20 protein-coding genes are annotated in these 22,704 nt (G+C 41.9%); 12 read left to right on the top strand and 8 right to left on the bottom strand.

The genetic code is table 11. The annotated features are described in order from the left end of the window. The 6 genes from MHB69_RS18765 (at position 1) to MHB69_RS18740 (ending at position 4,924) form a co-directional block, all read left to right on the top strand. The gene (locus MHB69_RS18765) at positions 1 to 1,140 is read left to right on the top strand and encodes a glycerate kinase (protein WP_342495847.1); all 1,140 of its coding nucleotides are present in this window, start codon (positions 1 to 3) and stop codon (positions 1,138 to 1,140) included. Positions 1,141 to 1,233: 93 nt separating this feature from the next. After that, positions 1,234 to 1,572 (top strand): zinc ribbon domain-containing protein YjdM, encoded by a 339-nt coding sequence (locus tag MHB69_RS18760; RefSeq protein ID WP_034281410.1) that lies wholly within the window; start codon positions 1,234 to 1,236, stop codon positions 1,570 to 1,572. 262 nt (positions 1,573 to 1,834) lie between these two features. Then, complete coding sequence (locus MHB69_RS18755; protein WP_034281409.1) at positions 1,835 to 2,356, top strand: hypothetical protein; 522 nt, start codon at positions 1,835 to 1,837, stop codon at positions 2,354 to 2,356. 238 nt (positions 2,357 to 2,594) lie between these two features. Then, a complete protein-coding gene (locus MHB69_RS18750) occupies positions 2,595 to 3,524 on the top strand; it encodes an ABC transporter ATP-binding protein (RefSeq protein ID WP_034281408.1) in 930 nt (309 codons plus the stop codon). Beyond that, positions 3,521 to 4,471: an ABC transporter permease gene (locus MHB69_RS18745; protein WP_125586948.1), complete on the top strand. Its 951-nt coding sequence runs from the start codon at positions 3,521 to 3,523 to the stop codon at positions 4,469 to 4,471. Before MHB69_RS18750 ends, MHB69_RS18745 begins: the two co-directional genes overlap by 4 nt. Before the next feature lie 24 nt (positions 4,472 to 4,495). After that, positions 4,496 to 4,924, top strand: coding sequence for a DUF4064 domain-containing protein (locus MHB69_RS18740; RefSeq protein ID WP_046312679.1), 429 nt, complete (start codon positions 4,496 to 4,498; stop codon positions 4,922 to 4,924). Positions 4,925 to 4,965: 41 nt separating this feature from the next. On the opposite strand, the gene MHB69_RS18735 is transcribed toward MHB69_RS18740, so the two are convergent. From MHB69_RS18735 to MHB69_RS18705, 7 genes are all read right to left on the bottom strand, one after another. Beyond that, positions 4,966 to 6,294 carry a citrate:proton symporter gene (locus tag MHB69_RS18735; protein WP_046312681.1) on the bottom strand — a complete coding sequence of 443 codons (1,329 nt, stop codon included), beginning with the start codon at positions 6,292 to 6,294 and terminating at the stop codon, positions 4,966 to 4,968. 283 nt (positions 6,295 to 6,577) lie between these two features. Next, positions 6,578 to 8,644 carry a beta-galactosidase gene (locus tag MHB69_RS18730; RefSeq protein ID WP_342495846.1) on the bottom strand — a complete coding sequence of 689 codons (2,067 nt, stop codon included), beginning with the start codon at positions 8,642 to 8,644 and terminating at the stop codon, positions 6,578 to 6,580. Positions 8,645 to 8,667: 23 nt separating this feature from the next. Next, entirely contained in the window at positions 8,668 to 9,876 is a 1,209-nt protein-coding gene (locus MHB69_RS18725; protein ID WP_061110302.1) for a glycosyl hydrolase 53 family protein, read from the bottom strand. Between the two features lie 11 nt (positions 9,877 to 9,887). Then, the gene (locus tag MHB69_RS18720) at positions 9,888 to 10,730 is read right to left on the bottom strand and encodes a sugar ABC transporter permease (protein WP_007497274.1); all 843 of its coding nucleotides are present in this window, start codon (positions 10,728 to 10,730) and stop codon (positions 9,888 to 9,890) included. A 1-nt stretch (position 10,731) separates the two neighbouring features. Further along, positions 10,732 to 11,949 (bottom strand): sugar ABC transporter permease, encoded by a 1,218-nt coding sequence (locus tag MHB69_RS18715; protein WP_282102253.1) that lies wholly within the window; start codon positions 11,947 to 11,949, stop codon positions 10,732 to 10,734. A gap of 167 nt (positions 11,950 to 12,116) precedes the next feature. Further along, positions 12,117 to 13,382, bottom strand: coding sequence for an extracellular solute-binding protein (locus MHB69_RS18710; protein ID WP_046312690.1), 1,266 nt, complete (start codon positions 13,380 to 13,382; stop codon positions 12,117 to 12,119). A gap of 172 nt (positions 13,383 to 13,554) precedes the next feature. Next, positions 13,555 to 14,550 (bottom strand): LacI family DNA-binding transcriptional regulator, encoded by a 996-nt coding sequence (locus tag MHB69_RS18705; protein WP_034281400.1) that lies wholly within the window; start codon positions 14,548 to 14,550, stop codon positions 13,555 to 13,557. A 172-nt stretch (positions 14,551 to 14,722) separates the two neighbouring features. Between MHB69_RS18705 and MHB69_RS18700 the strand changes: the two genes are divergently transcribed. Beyond that, complete coding sequence (locus tag MHB69_RS18700) at positions 14,723 to 15,622, top strand: LysR family transcriptional regulator (protein ID WP_034281399.1); 900 nt, start codon at positions 14,723 to 14,725, stop codon at positions 15,620 to 15,622. A gap of 15 nt (positions 15,623 to 15,637) precedes the next feature. On the opposite strand, the gene MHB69_RS18695 is transcribed toward MHB69_RS18700, so the two are convergent. Beyond that, entirely contained in the window at positions 15,638 to 17,314 is a 1,677-nt protein-coding gene (locus MHB69_RS18695; RefSeq protein ID WP_098677070.1) for a hypothetical protein, read from the bottom strand. 398 nt (positions 17,315 to 17,712) lie between these two features. Here MHB69_RS18695 and MHB69_RS18690 point away from each other — a divergent pair, with 398 nt between their 5' ends. The 5 genes from MHB69_RS18690 to MHB69_RS18670 all read left to right on the top strand — a co-directional run bounded on the left by MHB69_RS18690 (position 17,713) and on the right by MHB69_RS18670 (position 22,603). Beyond that, the gene (locus MHB69_RS18690) at positions 17,713 to 18,156 is read left to right on the top strand and encodes a hypothetical protein (protein ID WP_024427564.1); all 444 of its coding nucleotides are present in this window, start codon (positions 17,713 to 17,715) and stop codon (positions 18,154 to 18,156) included. A 3-nt stretch (positions 18,157 to 18,159) separates the two neighbouring features. Beyond that, complete coding sequence (locus tag MHB69_RS18685) at positions 18,160 to 18,498, top strand: DUF3969 family protein (protein WP_051627327.1); 339 nt, start codon at positions 18,160 to 18,162, stop codon at positions 18,496 to 18,498. A 164-nt stretch (positions 18,499 to 18,662) separates the two neighbouring features. Then, on the top strand, positions 18,663 to 19,520 hold the full coding sequence (locus MHB69_RS18680) for a MurR/RpiR family transcriptional regulator (protein ID WP_342495845.1): 858 nt from the start codon (positions 18,663 to 18,665) through the stop codon (positions 19,518 to 19,520). A gap of 185 nt (positions 19,521 to 19,705) precedes the next feature. Then, positions 19,706 to 21,250 carry a gluconokinase gene (gene gntK, locus MHB69_RS18675; RefSeq protein ID WP_342495844.1) on the top strand — a complete coding sequence of 515 codons (1,545 nt, stop codon included), beginning with the start codon at positions 19,706 to 19,708 and terminating at the stop codon, positions 21,248 to 21,250. A 24-nt stretch (positions 21,251 to 21,274) separates the two neighbouring features. Beyond that, positions 21,275 to 22,603: a GntP family permease gene (locus tag MHB69_RS18670; protein ID WP_034281397.1), complete on the top strand. Its 1,329-nt coding sequence runs from the start codon at positions 21,275 to 21,277 to the stop codon at positions 22,601 to 22,603. The last annotated feature ends 101 nt before the right edge of the window (positions 22,604 to 22,704 follow it).

Raw genomic sequence — 22,704 nt, 5'->3', positions numbered from 1 at the left:
ATGAAAATTGTGATCGCACCAGATTCATTTAAAGAAAGTTTGTCTGCTTATGAGACAGCATGTGCCATTGAACGAGGATTTCGTTCTGTTTTGCCAAACGCAGAGTATATCAAACTGCCAATGGCAGATGGAGGAGAGGGGACCGTTCAATCGTTGGTTGATGCGACGGGCGGACACATTGTTCATCAAGTGGTCACGGGCCCGCTTGGTGAGCCAGTGAATGCCTTTTTTGGCATGTTAGGAGACGGTCAGACTGCTGTCATAGAGATGGCTGCAGCCTCTGGTTTACATCTTGTACCCCGAGAAAAACGTAATCCGTTATGGACGACATCGAGAGGAACGGGTGAATTAATACTTGCAGCGCTGGATATAGGAGCGAAGCATGTGATCATTGGGCTTGGAGGAAGTGCAACAAATGATGGCGGTGTTGGGATGATGCAAGGATTAGGTGCAGCTTTCCTTGATAACACAGGACATTCCCTGACGTCAGGCGGCGGGGCACTTCATCAATTAGCTTCAATTGATTTATCTGGACTCGATCCAAGACTGCAATCCGTCCGTCTGGAGGCGGCTTGTGATGTGGATAATCCTTTAACGGGTGAGAGAGGAGCGTCTGCTGTTTTCGGTCCTCAAAAAGGAGCAGATGAAGAAATGGTTCAAGTGTTAGACAAGAATCTGGCTCATTTTGCACAAGTAGCTGAAAAGCAGTTCAATGTCTCTTTTGGAGATGCAGCAGGGGCAGGAGCGGCAGGAGGGCTTGGTGCGAGTTTATTAGGCTTTTTACAAGCCGATTTGCAAAGAGGAATCGATATTGTGCTGAAGGCTGTTCATTTTGATGACGTCATCAAGGAGGCAGACCTTGTCATTACGGGAGAAGGCCGAATTGACCGGCAGACCATTTATGGAAAAACGCCAATCGGTGTAGCAAAAGCAGCGAAGCAGTATCATCTGCCTGTGATTGGCATCGCAGGCTCTCTTGCAAATGACAGTGCAGTCGTACACGATCATGGAATTGATGCACTGTTTAGTATCGTTCCAGGTATTACCTCTCTTTCTGAGGCGATACAAGATGCGAATCTTCATGTAGAGAGAACGGCTCGGAATATCGCGGCTGCGTTAAAAATTGGAAGAAAGAAGTAAACGATGAAAAATGTTTCCTTTTCTATCACATTCCTTCTATAAGAAATGTGGTAAAATCGATATAAATGATGTAGAAAGTTGGAGGAAACAAAAATGTCTAATCTACCGAATTGTCCTTCGTGCAGCTCACCTTATACTTACGAGGACGGCAGTTTGCTGATTTGTCCTGAATGTGCGCATGAATGGTCACTTGAACAAGAACAAGCGGCAGAGGAACAGCTTGTTGTCAAAGATGCGAATGGGAACCTGTTAAGTGATGGGGACACGGTCTCTGTCATTAAAGATCTAAAAGTAAAAGGTTCATCATCCGTTTTGAAAATAGGAACGAAGGTCAAAGGCATTCGTTTAGTTGAAGGCGATCATAACATTGATTGTAAAATTCCTAGCTTCGGCGCAATGAAATTAAAATCAGAGTTTGTGAAAAAGATATAAACAAAAAAAGCTATACTATTAGAACTTGCCGATGAAGGCTAAATCTGAGCAAGAAATAAGTATAAGAATGTTATAGTTGTACAAAAAACACCTAAATTGTTAAAGGAAACATATCCCTTAATAAATTAGGTGTTTTATATTTTTATACAGTTTTTAAAATGATGAGGAACTATTCAAAGGAATATCCGTATACATTATTGGAATAATTTAAGCTTAACATTTCATAAATTAATTGAGTCCAAAAAATAAATGGGAGATAAAAATGGAGTTTGGGTATTTTAAGAAGCCTGTAATCAAAAAAACGACCAAATGTATACCAATTATTAATAAAGATGGTGTTAACATTGGATTTATAAAAAGATTTTATACAAATAAAGTGGAAAAGTTGATTGATTACATATTTGATGAGTTTTATGTGAATGTTGAGGTAATGGATTCGAATTCTAATATGGTTGTAACAGCTATTGAAAATAAATCCCTCCAATCCATGTTTCGTTCAAACTGGGTGATAGAATGTAAAGATAAAGGAAAGTTAATATTAGAAGATAGAACTAAAATCAAAATAAATCCAATGATGAAATTAGTAATAGATGATACTACATATTATCTAAAGAAGGGTTTTGCCAATAATCGTGTAAGATTAGAAAGCTCAGAGCAGACGATAGCTGAAATTACATACGATAAAATAATACCTCCTGCAACAGTGAGTATTGAAAAAAAACAGGGGGACTTATCTTTACATCTTATTGCATGCCTCTATTATATATTTATGTTACGAGAGTAAGGCGGGAGCGTATTTTGAATCCCACAGTCTTTAAGTAATATAGAATTAGAGTTTTTTAAATCATTACCTTAACCCTACCTTAAAAAAGGCAGATGATTCGGTAAATTTCGGCTAATCCCCTTCACAACTTTTGGGCATTGCTGTACCATATGGAAGTGTTCTTCTATTTTTGACGGATCATGGTGTTTATCAGGAAATAGAATGATAGATGATACTTAGACACAGAAGGAGAGGTAACGTGACGAACGTTTTAGAACTGCATAATGTATCTAGGCATATTCACGGGAAAAAGATTGTTCAAGACTTGAGCTTTTCTGTCCAAGCGGGCGAAGTCTTTGGCTTCTTAGGACCAAATGGTGCAGGGAAAACAACAACCATTCGTATGATGGTCGGTCTTTCTCCCATTACATCTGGTGACATTCTGATTAATGGTCATAGTATTCAAACCTCCTATCAGCATGCTATCCAACATGTCGGTGCGATTATTGAAAATCCAGAAATGTATAATCATTTAACGGCAAGACAAAATCTTGTTCACTTTGCCAGAATGAATGGGAAAGTGGATGAAGCGCGAATTGATGAGCTGTTAGAGCTAGTCAGCTTACAGCATGTGAAACATAAACGTGTGCGTACATTTTCATTAGGAATGAAACAGCGATTGGGCATTGCGCAGGCACTCATACATAGACCGAAACTGCTAATCTTAGATGAGCCAACCAATGGACTTGATCCTGAGGGGATTCGAATGATACGAGATTACTTGAGAAGGCTTGCGAAGGAAGAAGGGCTGGCTGTAATTGTTTCAAGTCACCTCATGTCAGAGATGGAATTGATGTGTGATCGCTTTGCAATTATCCAAACCGGAAAGCTGATTGCGATTGAGGATCAGCGTGCTGAGACGAAGCAGGATGATTTGGTTAATTATCGAATGAAGGTGGCAGCAGGGGAGCTTGAAGAAGCACAGAAGCTCATTGGTGCATTTGAGGAAGGCGTCACTGTAAGAGAAGAGGAGCAGTACTTATTTTTCTCTATGCCAGAACAAAAAATGCCAGAATTAATCCGTCATTTGAGCAGCGCGTCTATTCATTTGTACGAGATCAAAATTGAAAAACAAACCTTAGAAGATAAGTTCTTAAGCTTAACAGGTAAAAAGGAGGCAGACGTATGATTCGCCTCATTCAAAACGAGTGGATGAAAATCAGTTATCGTGTTGGAACTTGGATTATGGTTGGGCTTCTTGTATTAGGTATGGTTGCCACGCTGATTTTTGTAGTGAAAACAAATGACAAAGATCAAGCTTCAGGTGATTGGAAAACCCAGCTAGAAATGATGAATAAGGAAAACAAGAAGGAGCTCAAAGAGACAGAGAATGGTTTCTTTAAAAGAGAGCTTGAAAAAGAGATCGCTATTAATGATTATCGAATCAAGCATAATTTGCCGCCAGCTGATCAGTTTAGCCACAGTGTATGGGACTATGTGAAAACAAACGCCAATTTACTTCAACTAGTCGGTGTGTTTGTGATCATTATTGCTTCCACCATTGTATCGGCTGAATACAAGCATGGTACAATTAAATTATTATTGATTCGTCCACCATCAAGGCTAAAGATCCTAATATCTAAATATATTACGGTGCAGCTGTATGCTCTTTTACTTGTTGTGGTGCTATTTATCTTGTCATTCATATTGGGTGCTATTTTCTTTGGACTTAACACTGATTATGTGAATTTGGTGTATCAAAATGGTGAAGTGATTGAACGTTCACAGTTTGCCAATATGGTCTATTATTATCTCGCTCATTGTGCAATGTTTGTCGTTTTGGGAACCCTTTCGTTCGCCATTTCTACAGTGTTTAGAAGTGAAGCTATCTCCATTGCCATTAGTGTGTTAGCGTATATTGTGGGTGGATCAGTCACAGGTATTTTAATGCTCTTTTTTGATTGGTCAAAATATCTGTTATTTGCAAACGATCCATCCCAATACTTTATGGAACAGGTTACAGTTATCGAAGGTATGTCCCTAGGATTCTCACTAATCGTCCTAGTCATCTATTGGGCTATTTTCTTAGCTATTGCCTTAATCGTCTTCCAAAAGCGAGAAGTGAAAACAGGTTAATTTAATTTTTTAGGAGGTTTACACATGATTAAACGTAAAGGTGAAAAAATTATGGGGATTATTAGTATTGTCCTCAATGCCATTGGTGTCGGGTTTGGGGCATTAATCCTTTCTGTGGGTCCATCTTTTTATGATGAAATCAATGAAGTGTTGAAAGAGGAAGGGGAAACATTGCCGATTGAAACACTTCAAGCTTCTGTCAATGCATTTGGTACTCAGTTTATGGTCGTTTCCGCAATTGCGGCTGTGCTGTCGATTGTAGGTGTGATTTTCTTGAAAACTGACCGTCGTGCCGTGCTTTCAGGTATTCTTTTCTTGGTTTCTGCTGTGACTCTTTTAATTGGAACAGTTGGCCTTGCATTCGCTCCAATGGTTCTATTGTTTATCATTGGATTAATGTCTCTTATTAGAAAGCCGAATACAGACATTCACACAAGTGAATATCCTTCATAATGAAAGAAAAGACATGCGCATATCCGCGCATGTCTTTCTTTTTAAATGATGCCAATCAGCATCGCCACAAACAGAAGGATAATACTAAATCCCCACATCCAAAAGAAGGAGTAGCGGATGTGTTTCCCCATATCAACCCCTGCAAGACCTACGGCGAGCCAAACAGCGGGAGCAAGCGGGCTGACAAAGGTTCCAATGATGTTCCCAATCATCATGGCATATGCCGCAGAAGTACCTGGTACGCCAACTTCAGATGTAATGGATTCAACAATTGGCAGAAGGGCGTAATAATAGGCATCTGTACTTGTCAGCATATCGAGCGGCACTCCAAGCATCCCAACAATGATATGTAAAAATGGCAGCAAGAAGGCTGGTAAAATGTGAATACTGTCAACAGCAATGGCTTTCAGCATCCCTGTGCCTTCAAGAATTCCTAAAAATGACCCTGCGGAAAAAATCACAGCCGCCATCATCAGCGCACTAGGTGCGTGTGCCTTGATCCTTTCCATTTGCAGATTCACATTCGGAAAGTTAATTAATAGTGCGAGAGACAGACCAATCATAAACATAAAACTAGCAGGAATCACGTTCAACACGAGAAGCACCACAACACACAAAAACAGAACAAGGTTCACCCAAATGAGATGATAACGCTTTAAAGAGGCGTCTCCCGTTTCACTAATAGACTGAATGGCACGATCCCAATCTGCACCTTCTAGTTGAACCGCAGCTATTTCATTTGCAGCAATTTTCACCCGAATTCGCTTTTCTTCCCTCTTTCCTAACATGAATGCCATCCCTAACACGAGCACAACGCCAATGAGCTGAATTGGAATGAGCGGAACCCAGAGCTCAGAGGGGTCCATATTCAGGACACTTGCTGCCCGTCCAGTCGGTCCAGCCCATGGAATCATATTGGTTAATCCAGCACTCGTCCCGATTAATAACAGCAGTAAATAAGGACTCATATGTAATTTTTTATAAAGCGGAAGCAGTGCAGGTACAGTTAATAAAAAGGTCGTAGCCCCTGCTCCGTCTAAGTGTGCGATCACCCCAATCAAAGCAGTTCCCATTGCAACTGTGACAACATTTCCTTTTGTCAGCTTGATTAAAGTTTTAATTACAGGTTCAAAGAACCCTGTATCTTGCAAAATGCCAAAAAATAAAATGGCGAAGATAAACATGGTCGCCACCGGCAATACTTTGATAATCCCTTCCTCGAAGAAGGTTTGAATGTCATTGATCCCAAATCCCGCAATGAGTGCCCCTATTAAAGGCACCATGACCATGGCGACAATTGGACTTGCTTTCCCCCAAATCAGCAGCACAACAATCGTTAAAATAATCATCAATCCAACAAACGTTAACATAAGCCCCTCCCCCTACAAATAAACCGTTTACATTTGTCTATACTTTTCATCCAATGCATTCCCACAGCTGCATTGAAAAAAAAGGGTATCAAATTTATGAGTAAGAAGCAACCGCTTTCATACCTATACAATGGTAAAAAAGGATGGAGAGACCAGTCGTGTCGCGGCATCAAATATTGTAAAAAAATTTAGATAAAAATAACGATTAAAGTTCACAATGATTAATATGGGTATTTAGACTTATTAAATCAAAAAGCGCCCAATAAATGGACGCTTCTTTCAACTATTTTTTCAAGATGACATACTCGTAAGGATCAAGTTGAAGCTGCTCAGACACTTGCTGTCCAGTCAGCATATTCTCATAACTTGCCTCTGAATCTAGTGATATGTTCTGCTGCTCTTCTGTGAAATTCATCAAAAACACATAGTCCTGCGTACCGTCTGTTCGTTTTTGTACACTGACTCCTTCTGGAATTGCAGTGGATAGGACGGGCTGTATGCCAATACCTGCGATAAGGTCTTCGTAAAATTCATCATAAAAAGCCTGATCATTTTCTGAGGCCATATAGTATGCTTTCCCTCTTTCTAATGAACGGACAGTCAGGGCCGGCTGTCCTTCGTAGCAGCCATTCTCAAAATGCCCTAGCACAGAGGCCGTCTCAGGGTGTATGGATTCGCAGTATTGTCCGACATGATAGGTGCGTCCATTCCCTGTGGTCATTAACACATGTTCATCAGGCATCAATGTGTTGATTTCCTCTGCCCAAATGCCAAGTACATGGCGGAGAGGACCAGGAAAACCGCCGAGGAAACAGAGATCATTTTCGTCGACTATGCCGCTCCAGTAAGTCGCGATAAAAATGCCGCCCTCTTTGACAAAGGCTTCAATTTTCTCTGCAACGCCTGGTTTGATCATGTAGAGCATTGGCCCAATGAGCACACGATAGGATGAGAAATCTTTTTCCATTCCGACAATGTCAACAGGGATTCCTTTTTTCCAAAAGCTTCGATAGTGAGTTTGACAAGCCTCTACATAGCGTTTGTTTGTGTTATTTAAGCCTTGCGCATCATCAATGGCCCAGTGATTTTCCCAATCGTAAATGATGGCGACTTCTGGCTGAACGGACGTGCCCGCAATTGGCTGCAGCTGCTCCAGTTGTTTTCCTAGATCAGCTACCTCTTGAAACACACGCGTATGTTCATGGCCAGAATGATCGACAACGGCACCGTGGAATTTCTCAGAGGCGCCTCGGCCTTGCCGCCATTGGAAATATAGTACGGAGTCTGATCCGTGGGCAATTGCCTGCATGGCAGAAAGGTGTGCCATGCCTTTATGTTTGACCTTGTTCACTTCATGCCAGTTTACAAGGCTAGGCGTACTCTCCATGACGAGAAACGGCTGTCCGTCCTTTAAGGAACGATACAAATCATGTACAAAGGCAACGTTTGATGCTAATTCTGCCGTTGTTTCTCTGCCGCTATGCCAAGCAGGATAGCTATCCCATGAGATCACATCGACCTCTTTTGCAAATTGATGATAATCCAGCCCAAGGAATGGACGCATATGCGGATAGTCGCCCATAAAGTTCGTGGTTACTGGGATATGAGGCGTCAATTCCCGCAGCGGCTTAATTTCATTTTGATAAAAATTGATCGTTTGTGCTGTGACAAAGCGCTTCCAATCCAGGTTCATGCCGTGAATCATGTGCTCCCCATGCGGTGCAGGTGACTCGATTTGTGACCAATCACTATACGTATGGCTCCAAAATCCTGTCCACCATGCTTGATTTAAAGCCTCAAGATCATGATTGTATTTGTCTTTCAAATAGTCTCGAAATGCTTCCTGGCACAGGTCGCAATGACACTCGCCGCCGTACTCATTCGAAATGTGCCACATGATCAGTGCTGGATGATCCTTGTAGCGTTCCGCAAGCAGCCGGTTGAGTGTATTCGTTTTTTCTCGATAAACCGGAGAGGTGAAGCAATGATTATGGCGCAGTCCATGTAAGTTACGCTGACGATTCGCTTCGACGCGCAATACTTCTGGATATGTTTGTGACAGCCAAGCAGGTCTTGCTCCGCTTGGCGTTGCGAGAATGGCGTGTGCCCCCTGCGCTGCTAAGCGGTCCATGATGTCATCCAGCCATGCAAAGTCATACTGACCTTCTTTTGGCTCTAGCTTACTCCATGCGAAAATGTTGATGGAGAATGTTTGACAGTGTGCAAGCTTCATTAATCGAAAATCTTCGTCTATGATCTCTGGCATATGGAGCCATTGATCTGGATTGTAATCGCCACCATGCAAAAAGCCTTTCACATTTGGGTGAACGAGTGGGTAACGCTTTCCCATTTTGTCACGTCCTATCCTTTTAGTTACGGTGTCATTTGTTTAAATACATCAAGAGATGGCAGTGCTTTTCCGTTGAAATCGAACATCGCTTGATTTTCCCACGCATTTCCGACAGTCCCGGTTGTTTGGATATAAGCAAGCCCATATTGACTAGACCACGGAGCACCTTTCGCTGGAATCCAAAGCGGCTCCCAATAAAAGAACCCCTTCCCGCGGTTGTTGTTTACTTGTGAAATTTTTTCGGATAGATCTCGTATAAAAGATGCCTGGCCTTGAGGTGAGGCTGGATAGCCGGCTGTATTGACAGAGTCTTGGTTAAATGAGTTATCTAGGTTGTCACCGTTTGCTGTCGTAAAGCCGTAAGCAGTTTCTACCACGATGACGTCTTTGTTATAGCGGGCACTAATATCATTCATATTGGACGTAAGACCGCTAAAACCGCCGTCCCAATACGGGTAATAAGATAAACCGATCGTATCGAAGGAGACGCCTCGTTTTGTGATTTCATCAAACCACCAGCGGGATGCACCATTGTCTCCGCCATGTGCAAGGTGAAGCATGATTTTGATGTTTGAATCGACAGAGCGGACGGCATTTGTGCCAGCTTTTAGCAAAGCAGCGAGCCGGTCAAATTCACCACCGCCTTCACCCCAGCTTTTTCCGTTTGGCCACAGCATACCTGAGTTCAACTCATTCCCAACCTGAACCATATTCGGCAAGGCATTTTGCGCTCTCATCGCTTTGAGCACATCGCCTGTGTAAGTGCCGACCGCTTTTTCTAAATCGTTTTGTGAGAGGGATGCCCACGCTTTCGGTTTGAATTGTTTACCGGGGTCAGTCCAGAAATCACTGTAGTGAAAATCAAGCAGCACTTTCATGTTTTGTGCTTTTGCACGTTTCGATAAAGCGATGGCTGTATTGAGATCATTTGTGCCGCCGTTATAGGCACGGCCTTGATTGTCATATGGATGGTTCCACAGTCTGATACGCACATAGTTGACACCTTTATCCTTTAATAGCTTGAGCGGATCAACCTGCTGTCCGTTCTGGTTGTAGTATTTGCCGCCGCTTTTCTCCACTTCTGCAAGCATCGAGATATCGGCTCCCTTGATGAAATCACCTTGCAGTCCATTGATCGGTTTCACAGAAATCGTATCGGCCCTTGCTTCAGGCAGAATACCTAATCCCATCAGAAAGAAAACGACAACAGTGACAAGCAACCATTTCTTCATCAAATCTCCCCTTATCCTTTTGTCCCGCCTTGTGTGAGACCGGACACAAATTGTTTTTGTAAAACAAGGAACAATAAAGCGACTGGAATCGCAATGAGTAAAGCCCCGGCTGCAAAGGTCGTGTAGCTTGCACCCATTTTGTCTGACACAAGATTGTACAGACCGATTGGGAGCGTATACATTTCGGGTGAGCGGACAATGACACTGGAAATGATGAAATCACCCAGCGGACCTGTAAATGAGTTGATTGCGACAACAGCTAAGATGGGCTTAGCGAGCGGCATAATAATTTGGATGAAAATCCGGAAATGCCCTGCGCCGTCCATTCTGGCTGATTCATCGAGATCCTTTGGAATCGCATCAAGATAGCCTTTCATTAAATACGTATTCATCGGAATTTGTCCACCTGCATAAATCAAAATCAGGGCAAGGTGGCTGTTAATGAGTCCAAGCATTTGAGCCAATACAAAAATGGCAATCAGCGCTGAAAATTGAGGAATCATTTGCAGCAGCAAAAAGAGCATCAGTCCATTCTTGCGTCCTTTGAATCGGAACCTAGAAAAGGCATAACCTGTAAAGCTGACAAGTATCAACGTTAAGAGCATAGTCGCAATACTGATTTTCATTGAGTTCCAATACCATTTTGCATAAAGTGCTCCCTGACCGAAGAAGAGTTCTGTAAAGTGGCTGAACGTTGGATTCTTCGGAAACATGCTTGTGCTCATCAGGCTGTTTCCAGGATTAAAGGAAGCGCCGATCGTCCAAAGGAGTGGATATAGAATACAAACGGAGGCAATGAAAAGGATGAAATAAGTGATACTCAGGCGAATGAGCTTGTTTTGTTTTGATCCCATATCACATCATGTCCTCCTCTTTGAATGAATTCGTTCTCTTAAACTGCCAGAGTGCAATGGCGATGACAAAGATTGAAAGTAAGATCGTGACAGCTGCAGCGAGTGCATATTGAGAAGACTGCATCGTGAGTTTGTAAATCCAAGAAACCAAGATGTCCGTTCCCCCAGCAGTTGAGCCAGCGACAGGCGGTCCTCCGCCATTAAATAAGTAGATGATATTAAAGTTGTTAAAGTTAAACGTATATTGCGTGATTAATATAGGCGCAATGGAATAAAGGACAAGCGGTAGCGTGATGGACCGGAATTTCTGAAAGAAGTTTGCCCCATCAATGGTCGCAGCTTCGTATAGATCCTCTGGAATTGCTTGCAAAACACCGGTTGTCATAATGAAAACAAAAGGAAATCCAAGCCAAGTCTGCATCGCAATGAGGGCAATTTTGCTCCAAAATGGATCTGTCAGCCATGGTTTTGGATCAATTCCAATCGATGCAAAAAGTGTGTTGTTAATGGCTCCAAATGTATCGTTGAACAGTCCGGCAAACACCAAAATGGTCACAAAGCCCGGAACAGCCCAAGGGAGAATCAAAATGGTTCTAAAAAACCGTTTTCCTTTTAAATCCTTCTGATTGAGCAGAACCGCTAGAAAGATGCCGACAGCACATTGAAGGGTCGAAGCAGCCAGCGTCCATACGACGGTCCAGCCAAGTACATCAATGAAAGTGTCTCTCCAAATATCAATTGAAAAGATATTTTGAAAGTTCTTGATCCCTACCCAATCGATCAGATTGGCAGGAGGCGAGTGGTATAAATCGTAGTTCGTAAAGGCAAGCGCAAAGCTGAACATAATAGGAAAGACAACAGAGAATAGAAGTAAAAAGAAAGCAGGAGTGCTCATTAAGTAAGGAAAGCCTTGGTCGATCAGCTGATGATATTGAGCTCGGATAGAATGAAGCGGAATCCCTTGATCACGTTTCTTTCCGTTCATAAAAGCATCACGCATCATGAGTACGTAAAAGCCGATACCAAAACAAGCTGTTAACAGCGCAATAATCCCTTTTGCTAAAAGAAAAACAGAGTTGTCACGAGGCAGCATCGTACCAAGTGTGAACAGCCCCCAAAAGCCAATATTGAATAAATCATAAAATACGATGAAAAAAGAGACGCCGAACAGGAAAAAAAGTGCCCCTTTGCCGTACTGTTTGTTGTACATCTGCCCCATCCCGGGTATTAAGGAGAACATTAGCGCCCGTCTCCGGTGTGTCTTTGATTCCACTATGTGTGTGCGGTCTAGTTCAAGGTTACCCGTCACGTCTAACACCTACTTCATATGAAATTAGATCAAATACGGGCAGCTTGATAGACTTAAAGGCTACCCGTGTTTGATGATTACTTAGAGTGATTTGCTTTAATTTGAGAGTCGATTTGATTGACCGCATCATCAAATGCCTTTTTCACATCTGTCCGGCCTGTTGCAATGAGACCTAATGCACTGTCAATCGGCTTCCACACCTCTGCCATTTCAGGGGTATTCGGTGTCAGCGTGGCATATTTCGTTTGTTTTGAAACAGCATCCGCATTTGCGTTTTTAGTAATGATTGGATCTTTCATCAGCTTTTTCACTGGTGGAATTTCCTCTGTCACTTCGAATCGCTTCTTCGAATTTTTTTCATTCGTGATAAACTCAACAAATTTCTCAGCAAGTTCTTTATTTTTAGAATAAGAGGAGACGTTGTAGCTCTTTACACCTAAGAATGAGCTCATATGCTTTCCGTTAGGGAGTGTTGGCAGCTCTGTTACGCCATAGTCAATTCCAGCTTCTTTATATGGACCAAATGACCATGGACCAGAAATGACAGCTGCTGCCTTTTTCTCTGTGAATAAGGAGTTGAGGACATTGATTCCTTGTTCACCAATGATGCCTTTCGGGAAAAGTCCTTCGCTAAAGAATTTTTGAATGTATGCTCCGCCTTCGATGGCGCCATCGTTATTAAGACCAATATCATTGACATCATAAGAGCCATCGCTTTTCTGCTTGAAAATATAGCCCCCTGACCCGCCTAACACACTTTGTGCATAGTAAATTTCATCCCATTTCGCTACAAAACCGTATTTCCCGTCTTTTGTCAGCTTTTTCGAAAGGTCATACCAGCCATCAAGTGTAGTTGGTGCCTTTTTGACAAGGTCTTTGTTATAGAAAAGCACTGTCGTTTCGACGGATTTCGGAAGGCCATACAGCTTGCCGTCTACCGTTTGTGATTGAATGGATTCGTCTGTAAAGGAATCGATCACTTTTTGATCAGGCTTGATTTCCTGTAACAGCCCCTCAGTGACGGCTGATCCAATTTGATCGTGAGGCATCGTGATGACGTCTGGGCCTGTCCCGGCTGCTCCATCAAGGCGGAGAGCTTCGATTTGGTCGGCATACGCTTTTTCGACCACTTTGATTTTCACATCGTTTTGTTTTTCAAATTCTTTCACAGCGTCTTGAATCCCATCAGACTTTTTGACATCCTCCCATACTAGCAAGGTCTTTGTACCTGTAGATGCTGGCTGTGTCCCGCTTGAATTGTCATCTCCTGGCCCGCATGCTGAAAGCAGAAGCACAGCAGTACCAACGACTGCTGATAATGTCGCCCATTTTCCCTTTTTCATTGGTAATCCCCTCTCGTTCTTTTTTCACAGATGATAAGAAAACGCTTTCTTAATGTGAGAATATCAACTTAAGTAAAAAAAGTAAACATATTTTATTAAATTTATTAAGTAAAATTTTTTACTCGTATAGAGAGAAAAGAAGCCCTCCACTTTGGCAGGACTTCCAGTTTGTTTATATGGTGCTTTTTCGAAAGACAGGCTCTGAGGCAATCAGAACAGTCTTAGGCAATGTTCTGCCATCCACAAGTCTTTCTAAAAGTAAATCGATCGCTGTCTCACAAAGTAATGACGTATGGATGTGATACGTGGTGAGCGGCGGCGACACATATTGAGACACATGAATATCGTTGATACTAAAGACGCTGACGCGATTCGGCAGAGAAAATCCGCGCTCATTTAATGCTTGTAAGCAGCCGATGGCAAGAGGGTCACTAGCGACACAAAAAGCGGTGGGCAGATCATCACCAAGCTCGTCAATCGCCTTCATCATCAGCGAGTAGCCTTCATCTACTGAGAAATGATGGCCGATATAGACCAATCGCTCATCAAGCATATGGCGGGTTATCATGTATTCACGGAAAGTCGTTTCACGAATATCTGGAATGTGCACGTTCGTATTGAGATCAAGGTCTGTACCGCCAATGAATCCAATGGATTGGTGCTCTTTTTCGATAAAGGAATCGATGATCTTTTCAACAATTCGTTTCAGGTTCGGCTTTACAGAATCAAAACGGTCTTCATCTGGCGTTGTATCAATAAAGACAATATGCGGAGTGATCGCATATAATTGGTCAAGCTCTGACGTTTTAAAGCGGCCGATGGCGATGATTCCTTCTGTAGCAGAATCAATGGAATGAAGCCCATCAGACGGATTGTAAGCGGTGACATTTAAGCTCCGAGTATTGGTGAGTTCCTCAATGCCGAGTCGAATGGATTTAAAATAAATATCTTCAAGCTCTTCCTTTTCGGTCATCCAATAGAGAAAGGCGATTTTTTTTAATGAATGTTTGAATGTCTTCTTTTGGTAGGACAAAGCTTCTGCGGCGGCATATACTTTTTCGCGTGTTTGATCGGTGACGGATAGGTTGGGATCTTGGTTCAGTACGCGAGATACCGTTGCAATGGATAAGCCTGCTTTTTCTGCAATGTCCTTTATTTTAGCTGCCAAATCAGCACCTCCTATAGGAAATATCTCCTCTTAGTATAGAGTCTTTAAAAAAATTAGTAAATATTTTTATTAAATTGTTTTCGTTTAGGCGGTTCTTTACGTGCTGGAGAGGAATTAGTAAGATATATATAGGTAAGGTGTTGGATTAAGATTTCTGATAGGAGAGGGACCGATGTATTACGATGCACTGAAGACATTTGTGACAGTGGTGGAGGAGAAGAACTTTACAAAAGCAGCCCAAAAGCTGCGAATTTCTCAGCCGAGTGTCAGTCTTCATATTAAGAACTTGGAGCAGGAATTCCAGACCGTTCTGCTGAATCGTTCACCAAAGCAATTAACCGTTACACCAACTGGGGATATGCTGTACCATCGATCAAAACAAATCATTCGTCTCTATGAACAGGCGAAGCAGGACATTTATGAACATCATCATTTGGCAAGAGGAAAGCTGACCATCGGGGCGAGCTTCACAATTGGTGAGTATGTGCTGCCGCAAATATTGGCAGAGTTTCATCAGCTCTATCCGCATGTTGATATTGAGGTGGTCATTGATAATACAGAGGCGATCGCCAGACATGTCCGTTTATTCCATGTCGACATCGGTTTGATCGAGGGACAGACCAATGACAAGGAGCTTTCTGTAGAAACTTTTCTAGAGGACGAACTTTATATTGTGGCGCCATTAGATCATCCTTTTGCCAAGAAAAAAGATGTCACCATTGATCAATTACAAAACGAAACATGGATCACGAGAGAAGAGGGATCAGGGACAGGAGAATATTTACAGCATGTCCTGAAATCAAATGGACTGAAAGCGCGAACCTTTGTGACCTTTAGCAGCAATCAAGCGATTAAAGAAGCTGTGATCCATGGAATGGGTCTTTCTGTTTTATCTAAATATGTCCTCCAGCGAGGCAGCATTGGCGGTGAATTGGCTGTTATTTCTGTCAGAGGCATGGATTTCAAACGAAAGTTCTCCTATGTCGAGTCACCGATGACCGGGGGAAATAAAAATAAGGAATTGCTCGTTGAATTGTTAAGGAAAGAGAAAAAGGACGCTTCTCCTCAGTAGGAGAAACGTCTTTTTTTATAACCCTTTAATTTTGATTTCATCGACTGGAAGGAAAATCTCACCTGTATCTGTATATTTCATCGTGACCTGATCGCCCTCTTTTAAATAAATGACGAGAGGTTCCTTTTCAGATGACATAGTGTAGCTTTTTCCATCGTCTAGCAGGAAGGTGACGGTTGTATAATCACCGGTCTTTTCTTTGTAGACTCGTTTGACCTTCCCTGCCGCTTCTTTCTTTTCCTGCTTAGAGGAACTGTTAACGGTACCGCCGCCTTTTTGAAGAGCTGTCTTATAGGCTCTCAGTGCTTCGTTTGGTGTAGAAGCATACGCGGCGATTTCAGGATTGGCTGCAGAAACAATAAAGTAGTTTTGCAGGAATCCATTTGAATCGAGAACCGGTGTGAGCCAGCTGGCTTCTCCATAGAAATTATAGAGAATCGGCATGCGCCCTTTCCATTTCTTCTCGATGAATCGTTTCTCAATAATTTGCAGAGCGCCCTGAGAATCCATGTAGGATTCTTCAAGATTTCCGGTATAATAAGTCGCTTTTCCTGTTCGGGCATTGGTCAGGGCATATCCGAGCATGGAATCAACGCCCTCTTTCGGACTTGTGAAATCTGTGAAGTAATACATATCTCCTTTTGAATCAAATACCGGGCTCACATTGGCTTCCGTTCCTTCATCTGAAGGCAGCTTTACATCTGACTTTCCAAACATACTGTTCCAGAACCCGTGAATATAGTTTCCGAAATAGCTGTTTTGCAGACTGACTGCCTCTGGTGAAACAGCACCGTCGATAAAGGCAGGTACTTGATCTAGAGCATATTTCTTCGTTGCACCCGTTTTGGCATCAACAACGACGACACCGGAAGCTTTAAAGCCGTTTCGGGCAGAGATGAAATCGCCATACGTTTGAATGTAATAAGGCTTGCCGTCATCATTGATTTCCAGCTGTGTACCGCCGTAGAAAATCAAATCTGGGTACTGGAGACGGATATGCCGCTCAATTTCTTTGTTGAAATAGGAGGAAGGCGTATAGACCATCTCCGTTTTCACGAACTTTGGATTAGCAGAGGAGTCGGTCGCACTTAATGTAAAGTAACCCGGCGTGCTGCCTGCACGAATCCATTTAAAGAAGTCCGAGAACTCCACTGGAGCGATGTATACATACTCACCGTTGACCTTCTGAATTTGCAAGCTGCCAAGCTCATAGTAGCTTGTGTTTGGCACCTGTCCGAACGATTTCTTCATTTTGTTCCGGGCAAATTGAGGCGGCACACTCGCAGGTGTTTCTTTTTCATCAAATGCTTTGATTTCTACTTTTTGCTCCATTTTGGAGACATCGAATTTCTCATTCGCATTGAATAGAAAAGCTGTCGCCATGTAAACACCGAGCAGCAATAGAATAAGAAACAGCACGCCTTTGATTTTACGCTCCAATCCAACCGACAAAAAGGCTCCTGCTGCTGTCACAACAAGTCCAATCAGCCATAGAGATGAAGGGTTCCGGTCTAAATTGGTGATGTAATAGAAAACAAAAATACCGATCATGAACAGCAAAGCAAGGCCAGCAATCCACATGAGCGGCACCTGCTGCTTTGTCCCTTTCTTTCTAACGATCAACCTGAGCGGTGTGAGCAAAAGGGTCAAGACAAGACCGATCACAACCGAAAATAACAAAATATATCCCACAAACAGATCTCCTTTCAAATCAATCACTCTTTTAGTATATACGAGTGTGAGGGGGAAAAGATTCAGAAGAATCATACCAATTCGATTTTATGAAAAAATGAGTTGAAAAGGGCCTTTTAATATTTCGGTAGGTTAAATGATATTGTCCTTGCGCTAGATGATTAGATTTTAGTGAATATTTTGTGGACGTAAACATTAATTTTTATCTCCGAGGAGTGTATATTCTTTTTATTCATTACTTTATGAATTTATATTGTAATAAATAAGATGTTAAAAGACAGAGATATCTTTTAAATAGTATAAAGATTCATTTTAATTTTCTACAGAATGAAATAGTTGTAACATTCCTATTATGTTATATTATTTTTTATATAGTTAATATTAGGAGGTAATTTAAATTGAAAAGACGTATCCCTTTTCTCATTATTTTTACTTTAATTGTATCGTTATTTTCACCTTCTGTAACATTCAATATTAATCGAGAGGCTTCTTCAAGAGACAAAAGTGTCCAAATTGGTTATAAAGAAGCCGATGCTGTATGGGGTCTTGTCATTCGAACTATTTTTGTAAACGGGGTGAAAGCAAGTAAACATTTGTATAAATCAATAAAATATGCCCCTAAATATCCTGCTGGTTTTAAAGCTGTTCAAAATGGGACTAAAAAAGTTACAGTAAATAATAAGAAGTTGTTATCTGAGTTAAAACAGATTGAAGGAGGGACTTGGAAAAAAGTATATAAAGATGGCTATAAAGACGGAAAAAAGGTTTCTGTACATTATTTTCAAAGTAAATCTGGTTTGGTGTATGATGTGAAAGTTAAAAAAGGTTGGAGTGTGAAATGATTTATGAATAAAATAGAACTAAGATATTCTTCACATGAAGATTTAGATAGGATTATTGTTATAAATATCATTGGTATAATCATATCGCTAAAAGAAGGTTTAATCACTATAGAAGAAGCGGAAAAGCTCATGTTCAGTCCACGAACAATCGATGTTTTAAAGAAGAAAGGGATAAATGAAGAACTGATAAATATACTTCATTTGGGAACAGAACTTGAAGATGTAGAAAGTTTAATACCACAAGAATTAAGTGATAGTTTAGAAGAAATAAGGGTAAAATGCTTAAAATTCCTGGAAAGAAATACAGAAAATGAAGTTAAAAATAATGTGGTAGATTATTGAGCTAAAAGTGTATATTATAAAATTTTGAGTAAATCTGTTTTCATCTATTGATCAAAACGATGAATTCATAAAAAAAGAAGTCTGTGCAAACAGGCTTCTTTTTTATAAGATGGGAACATGAGGAAATGTATGCGTTCACATGAATAAGGAAGGAGTGAAGTCAATTGGCTTCTGTCAGTTTAAGTAGTATTGAAAAAATACGAGCAGCAAGCAGAGGATTGCCGCCAAAACTGAAAGGAATTGCAGAACATATTACGAGTGAACCCGGCGACATTATTCATTTGTCTATTGTTGAGCTTGCCAAAAAGACAGCGAGTTCAGAGGCGACGATTTTTCGTCTTTGTAAAAGGCTTGGATTTGAGGGCTTTCAAGATTTGAAAATCGCAATTGCCCAGGAAATAGATCAAACAAAGTCTGATTATGTAGATGAAGAAATGAGTCTTGATGATGATACAGCCGTTTTTATGCAAAAGGTTTTTCAGGCGAATATATCCGCATTAAAGGATAGCTTTCAATTACTGAATCCAGAGGATGTAGAAAAAGCCATTCAAATCATTCATGAAGCAAAGCGCTTAGAGTTTTATGGGAGTGGCGGGTCCGGACTTATTGCAACAGACGCTTTTCATAAATTTATGAGGACAGGCATCAACTGTATTGTTCACACCGATTCCCATTTTCAAGCGATGTCTGCCGGTCTTCTCGACCAGCACAGTACAGTGATCGGTATATCTCATTCTGGCCGTAATAAAGATTTACTCGATGCGATGAAAACAGCAAAGGAAAAAGGAGCGAAAACCATCGGTATTACAAGTTATCAACGCTCTCCATTGAGCCAGCTTGCCGATGTCACGTTGTATACTTCGACACAGGAAACGGCTTTTCGAACAGAAGCGATGTCTGCAAGACTTGCTCAGCTCACTGTCATTGACGTACTATACTTTGCACTTGCTCACTTAAGACAGCAGGAAACTTTAACCAATTTAAAACAAATGAGAGAAACCATTTCACAAAAAAGGGTGTAATGGTTTCAAAAATAAATTTTTCTATTAGTGAAAAATGCCGTTGTGGTAACGATTTTGAGCTTTTAAGTGAAAATAATTTTCTTTTCAGTCGTTGAATGTCGAAAAAATTATTCCTATAATGGGATTTAACAGGTATATCAAAACAATAAAATATGATTTCAAATCAATGATTGGGCGTGATACAGATGAAGGAAAACCAGGCGGTAATTGGTTTGGATATTGGAACAACAAGTACAAAGGCGGTTCTGTTTGGACCACAGGGGAAAGTGATAGCAAAGCATTCGGTTCCTTATGATCTCATTCAGCCCCAGCCAGCATGGGTTGAACAGGACCCTGAACATATATTAGAAGCCGTCATTGCAAGTGTAAGAGGTGCGTTGACAAAAGCAGCATTTGATGCAAAACATCTCATAGGCGTCGGAATTAGTACAGCGATGCATTCCTTGATTGTGATGGATAAGGATGGCAAGGCGTTAACGAACAGTATCATTTGGGCAGATAACAGAAGTGCAGAACAAGCGAATCGAATCACTTCAGACATGGACGGCTTCCAAGTGTATACAAGAACCGGCACGCCGATCCATCCAATGTCACCGCTTTCAAAAATACGGTGGATCAAGGAAATGGCACCTGATGTCTTTAAGAAGGCAGCGAAATTCATTTCCATCAAAGAATATATTCTTTATCATTTCTTCGGTCAGTATGTCGTCGATTATTCAATCGCTTCAGCAACGGGACTGTTCCGTTTGGAAACGCTTCAATGGGATGAGCAGGCGCTGCGTATTGCTGGAATTGAAGCTGATCAATTGTCTGAACTTGTTCCCACGACGTATCAGCTGAGAGGGCTTCAGCCAGAGATCGCCCTGCGAATGGGCATTGCGGAAGATACACCATTTGTGGTTGGTGCGAATGATGGGGTTCTAGCGAACTTAGGTGTGGGAGCGATTGGAAAAGGTGAGGTGGCTGTCACGATTGGGACAAGCGGTGCAGTTCGTACGGTCGTGGACAAACCAATAACAGATGAACAATCAAGAACGTTCTGCTATGCGCTGACTGATAAGCATTGGGTGGTTGGAGGACCGACGAATAATGGCGGGATCATGCTGAGATGGCTGAAGGATGAATTTGGATCCTCGGAGGTAGAGGTAGCAAAGCGCCTTGGAGTGGACCCTTACGACCTGATGATTGACATTGCGAAAAAAGTTCCAGCCGGCTCAGAGGGGCTACTGTTTCTGCCATTTTTAACAGGTGAGCGAGCGCCTTATTGGAATCCAAATGCGAGAGGCACTTTCTTTGGGATCGGTCTTCAGCATAAGCGGGAGCATTTTATCAGAGCTGTGTTAGAAGGCGTCATTATGAGTGTTTTCTCAATCGGTGTGGCCTTAAGGGATTTAACCGGTTCAGCAAAGGATGTCAGGGCGTCGGGCGGATTTGCGCGATCTCCGCTGTGGCGGCAAATTTTAGCGGATACGATGGGCAGGGAAGTACTTGTTCCAGAAAGCTACGAGGCATCAGCACTTGGGGCGGCTGTGCTCGCACTTCATAGTTTAGGTTATATGGAAGAGATAGAAGAGGTTCAAGATTGGATTCGAATCTCTGCCCGGCATGAACCAAATATGGAGAACAATGAAACATACATAGAACTGTTTTACTTATATGAGCGTCTCTATGACAAACTCAAGGATGAATTTGATGTCATTAGTGCGCTTCAATTAAAACAAAATCATTAAACATCAGGGAAAAGGTGGGAGAGCATGCTTTTATTCATCGTGATTGCCGCAATTGTCCTTTTACTCATCCTCATAACAGTTGCTAAGTTGAATCCGTTTGTGAGTTTAATTATTACCTCTATGTTAGTCGGCTTTGCCACAGGGATGGACCTGCAGGAAATCATTCAATCCATCAAAACGGGGTTAGGCAATACGTTATCATTGCTGGCCATAGTTCTAGCGCTTGGAACCATGCTTGGGAAAATGATGGCTGAATCAGGTGGAGCTGAGCGGATTGCTCACACATTAATCGGCCGGTTTGGGACGAAAAATGTGCATTGGGCGATGATGTTTGTTGCCTTTATTGTGGGAATACCTGTCTTTTTCCAGGTCGGATTCGTTCTTCTCATTCCTTTATTGTTTACGATTGCGATTGAAACGGGCATCTCGCTCGTGACAATTGGGATTTCGCTCATTGCTGGATTGTCTGTCGTTCATGGTCTTGTGCCGCCTCATCCAGCTGCCATGGCAGCTGTCGGCATCTATCATGCCAACGTGGGGAAAACCATCTTCTTTTCCATTATTGTCGGTTTGCCGACAGCTATTATTGCTGGGCCGCTGTATGGAAAGTGGATTGGAAAGCGGATTCATAAACCAGTTCCAGAGCTGCTGAGAAAGCAATTTACTGAACGCAATGAAGATCGAAAACTTCCCGGCTTTGCAAATACGATGTTTACGATTTTGGTGCCAGTGATTTTAATGCTTCTTGCCACACTGGCGGATATTATTTTACCAGAGGACAATATTTGGTATCAGGTATTTAAGTACATTGGAGATCCAATTACAGCACTGCTGATTGCAACGGTGTATTCTTTCTTCAGTCTTGGCTTTGTGCAAGGAATGAGCCGTGACCGAGTGCTTTCCTTTAGTAATGAGTGTTTAGGACCGATTGCTTCCATTCTGCTTGTCATTGGAGCAGGCGGGGCTTTCAATAATGTGCTCATCGATTCGGGTGTTGGTGAATATATTGCGGATTTAGCCAAGCATTCGCCAATCTCGCCAATTTTGCTTAGCTGGCTGATTGCTGCGGTTATTCGTGTGGCAACAGGTTCTGCTACGGTCTCCATGATGACGGCAGCAGGTATTGTCGCACCGATTGCTGCAACTATGCCGGATGTGAGCAGAGAGCTTCTAGTGTTAGCAACAGGGGCGGGTTCGTTGATTTTGTCTCACGTCAATGACTCTGGTTTTTGGCTGATCAAAGAGTATTTTGGTATGACCATTAAAGAAACGTTTTTGACATGGACGGCTATGGAGACGATCATTTCTGTTAGTGCTATTGCATTTATTATGATCATTAATATGTTTATATAGTGAAACGCAACAGCCTTATTCTTCGGAATTGGGCTGTTTTTGCTTTTGGCAATACCACCTTTGTCAGATTGGGGTAAAATAAAGATATTGAGAAGCGGGAG

The sequence above is a fragment of the Bacillus sp. FSL K6-0994 genome (assembly GCF_038630815.1).
GTDB lineage: Bacteria > Bacillota > Bacilli > Bacillales > Bacillaceae > Bacillus > Bacillus safensis.
This window is presented reverse-complemented; position numbering and strand designations above follow the sequence as displayed.

Excerpts from the sequence above, each read along its gene's own strand:
- MHB69_RS18715 (WP_282102253.1), bottom strand. The coding sequence starts at position 11,949 with ATGGGGCAGATGTACAACAAACAGTACGGCAAAGGGGCACTTTTTTTC.
- MHB69_RS18740 (WP_046312679.1), top strand. The coding sequence starts at position 4,496 with ATGATTAAACGTAAAGGTGAAAAAATTATGGGGATTATTAGTATTGTC.
- MHB69_RS18710 (WP_046312690.1), bottom strand. The coding sequence starts at position 13,382 with ATGAAAAAGGGAAAATGGGCGACATTATCAGCAGTCGTTGGTACTGCT.
- MHB69_RS18670 (WP_034281397.1), top strand. The coding sequence starts at position 21,275 with ATGCTTTTATTCATCGTGATTGCCGCAATTGTCCTTTTACTCATCCTC.
- MHB69_RS18745 (WP_125586948.1), top strand. The coding sequence starts at position 3,521 with ATGATTCGCCTCATTCAAAACGAGTGGATGAAAATCAGTTATCGTGTT.
- MHB69_RS18685 (WP_051627327.1), top strand. The coding sequence starts at position 18,160 with ATGAATAAAATAGAACTAAGATATTCTTCACATGAAGATTTAGATAGG.
- MHB69_RS18735 (WP_046312681.1), bottom strand. The coding sequence starts at position 6,294 with ATGTTAACGTTTGTTGGATTGATGATTATTTTAACGATTGTTGTGCTG.
- gntK (WP_342495844.1), top strand. The coding sequence starts at position 19,706 with ATGAAGGAAAACCAGGCGGTAATTGGTTTGGATATTGGAACAACAAGT.
- MHB69_RS18725 (WP_061110302.1), bottom strand. The coding sequence starts at position 9,876 with ATGAAGAAATGGTTGCTTGTCACTGTTGTCGTTTTCTTTCTGATGGGA.
- MHB69_RS18730 (WP_342495846.1), bottom strand. The coding sequence starts at position 8,644 with ATGGGAAAGCGTTACCCACTCGTTCACCCAAATGTGAAAGGCTTTTTG.
- MHB69_RS18755 (WP_034281409.1), top strand. The coding sequence starts at position 1,835 with ATGGAGTTTGGGTATTTTAAGAAGCCTGTAATCAAAAAAACGACCAAA.
- MHB69_RS18760 (WP_034281410.1), top strand. The coding sequence starts at position 1,234 with ATGTCTAATCTACCGAATTGTCCTTCGTGCAGCTCACCTTATACTTAC.
- MHB69_RS18765 (WP_342495847.1), top strand. The coding sequence starts at position 1 with ATGAAAATTGTGATCGCACCAGATTCATTTAAAGAAAGTTTGTCTGCT.
- MHB69_RS18720 (WP_007497274.1), bottom strand. The coding sequence starts at position 10,730 with ATGGGATCAAAACAAAACAAGCTCATTCGCCTGAGTATCACTTATTTC.
- MHB69_RS18700 (WP_034281399.1), top strand. The coding sequence starts at position 14,723 with ATGTATTACGATGCACTGAAGACATTTGTGACAGTGGTGGAGGAGAAG.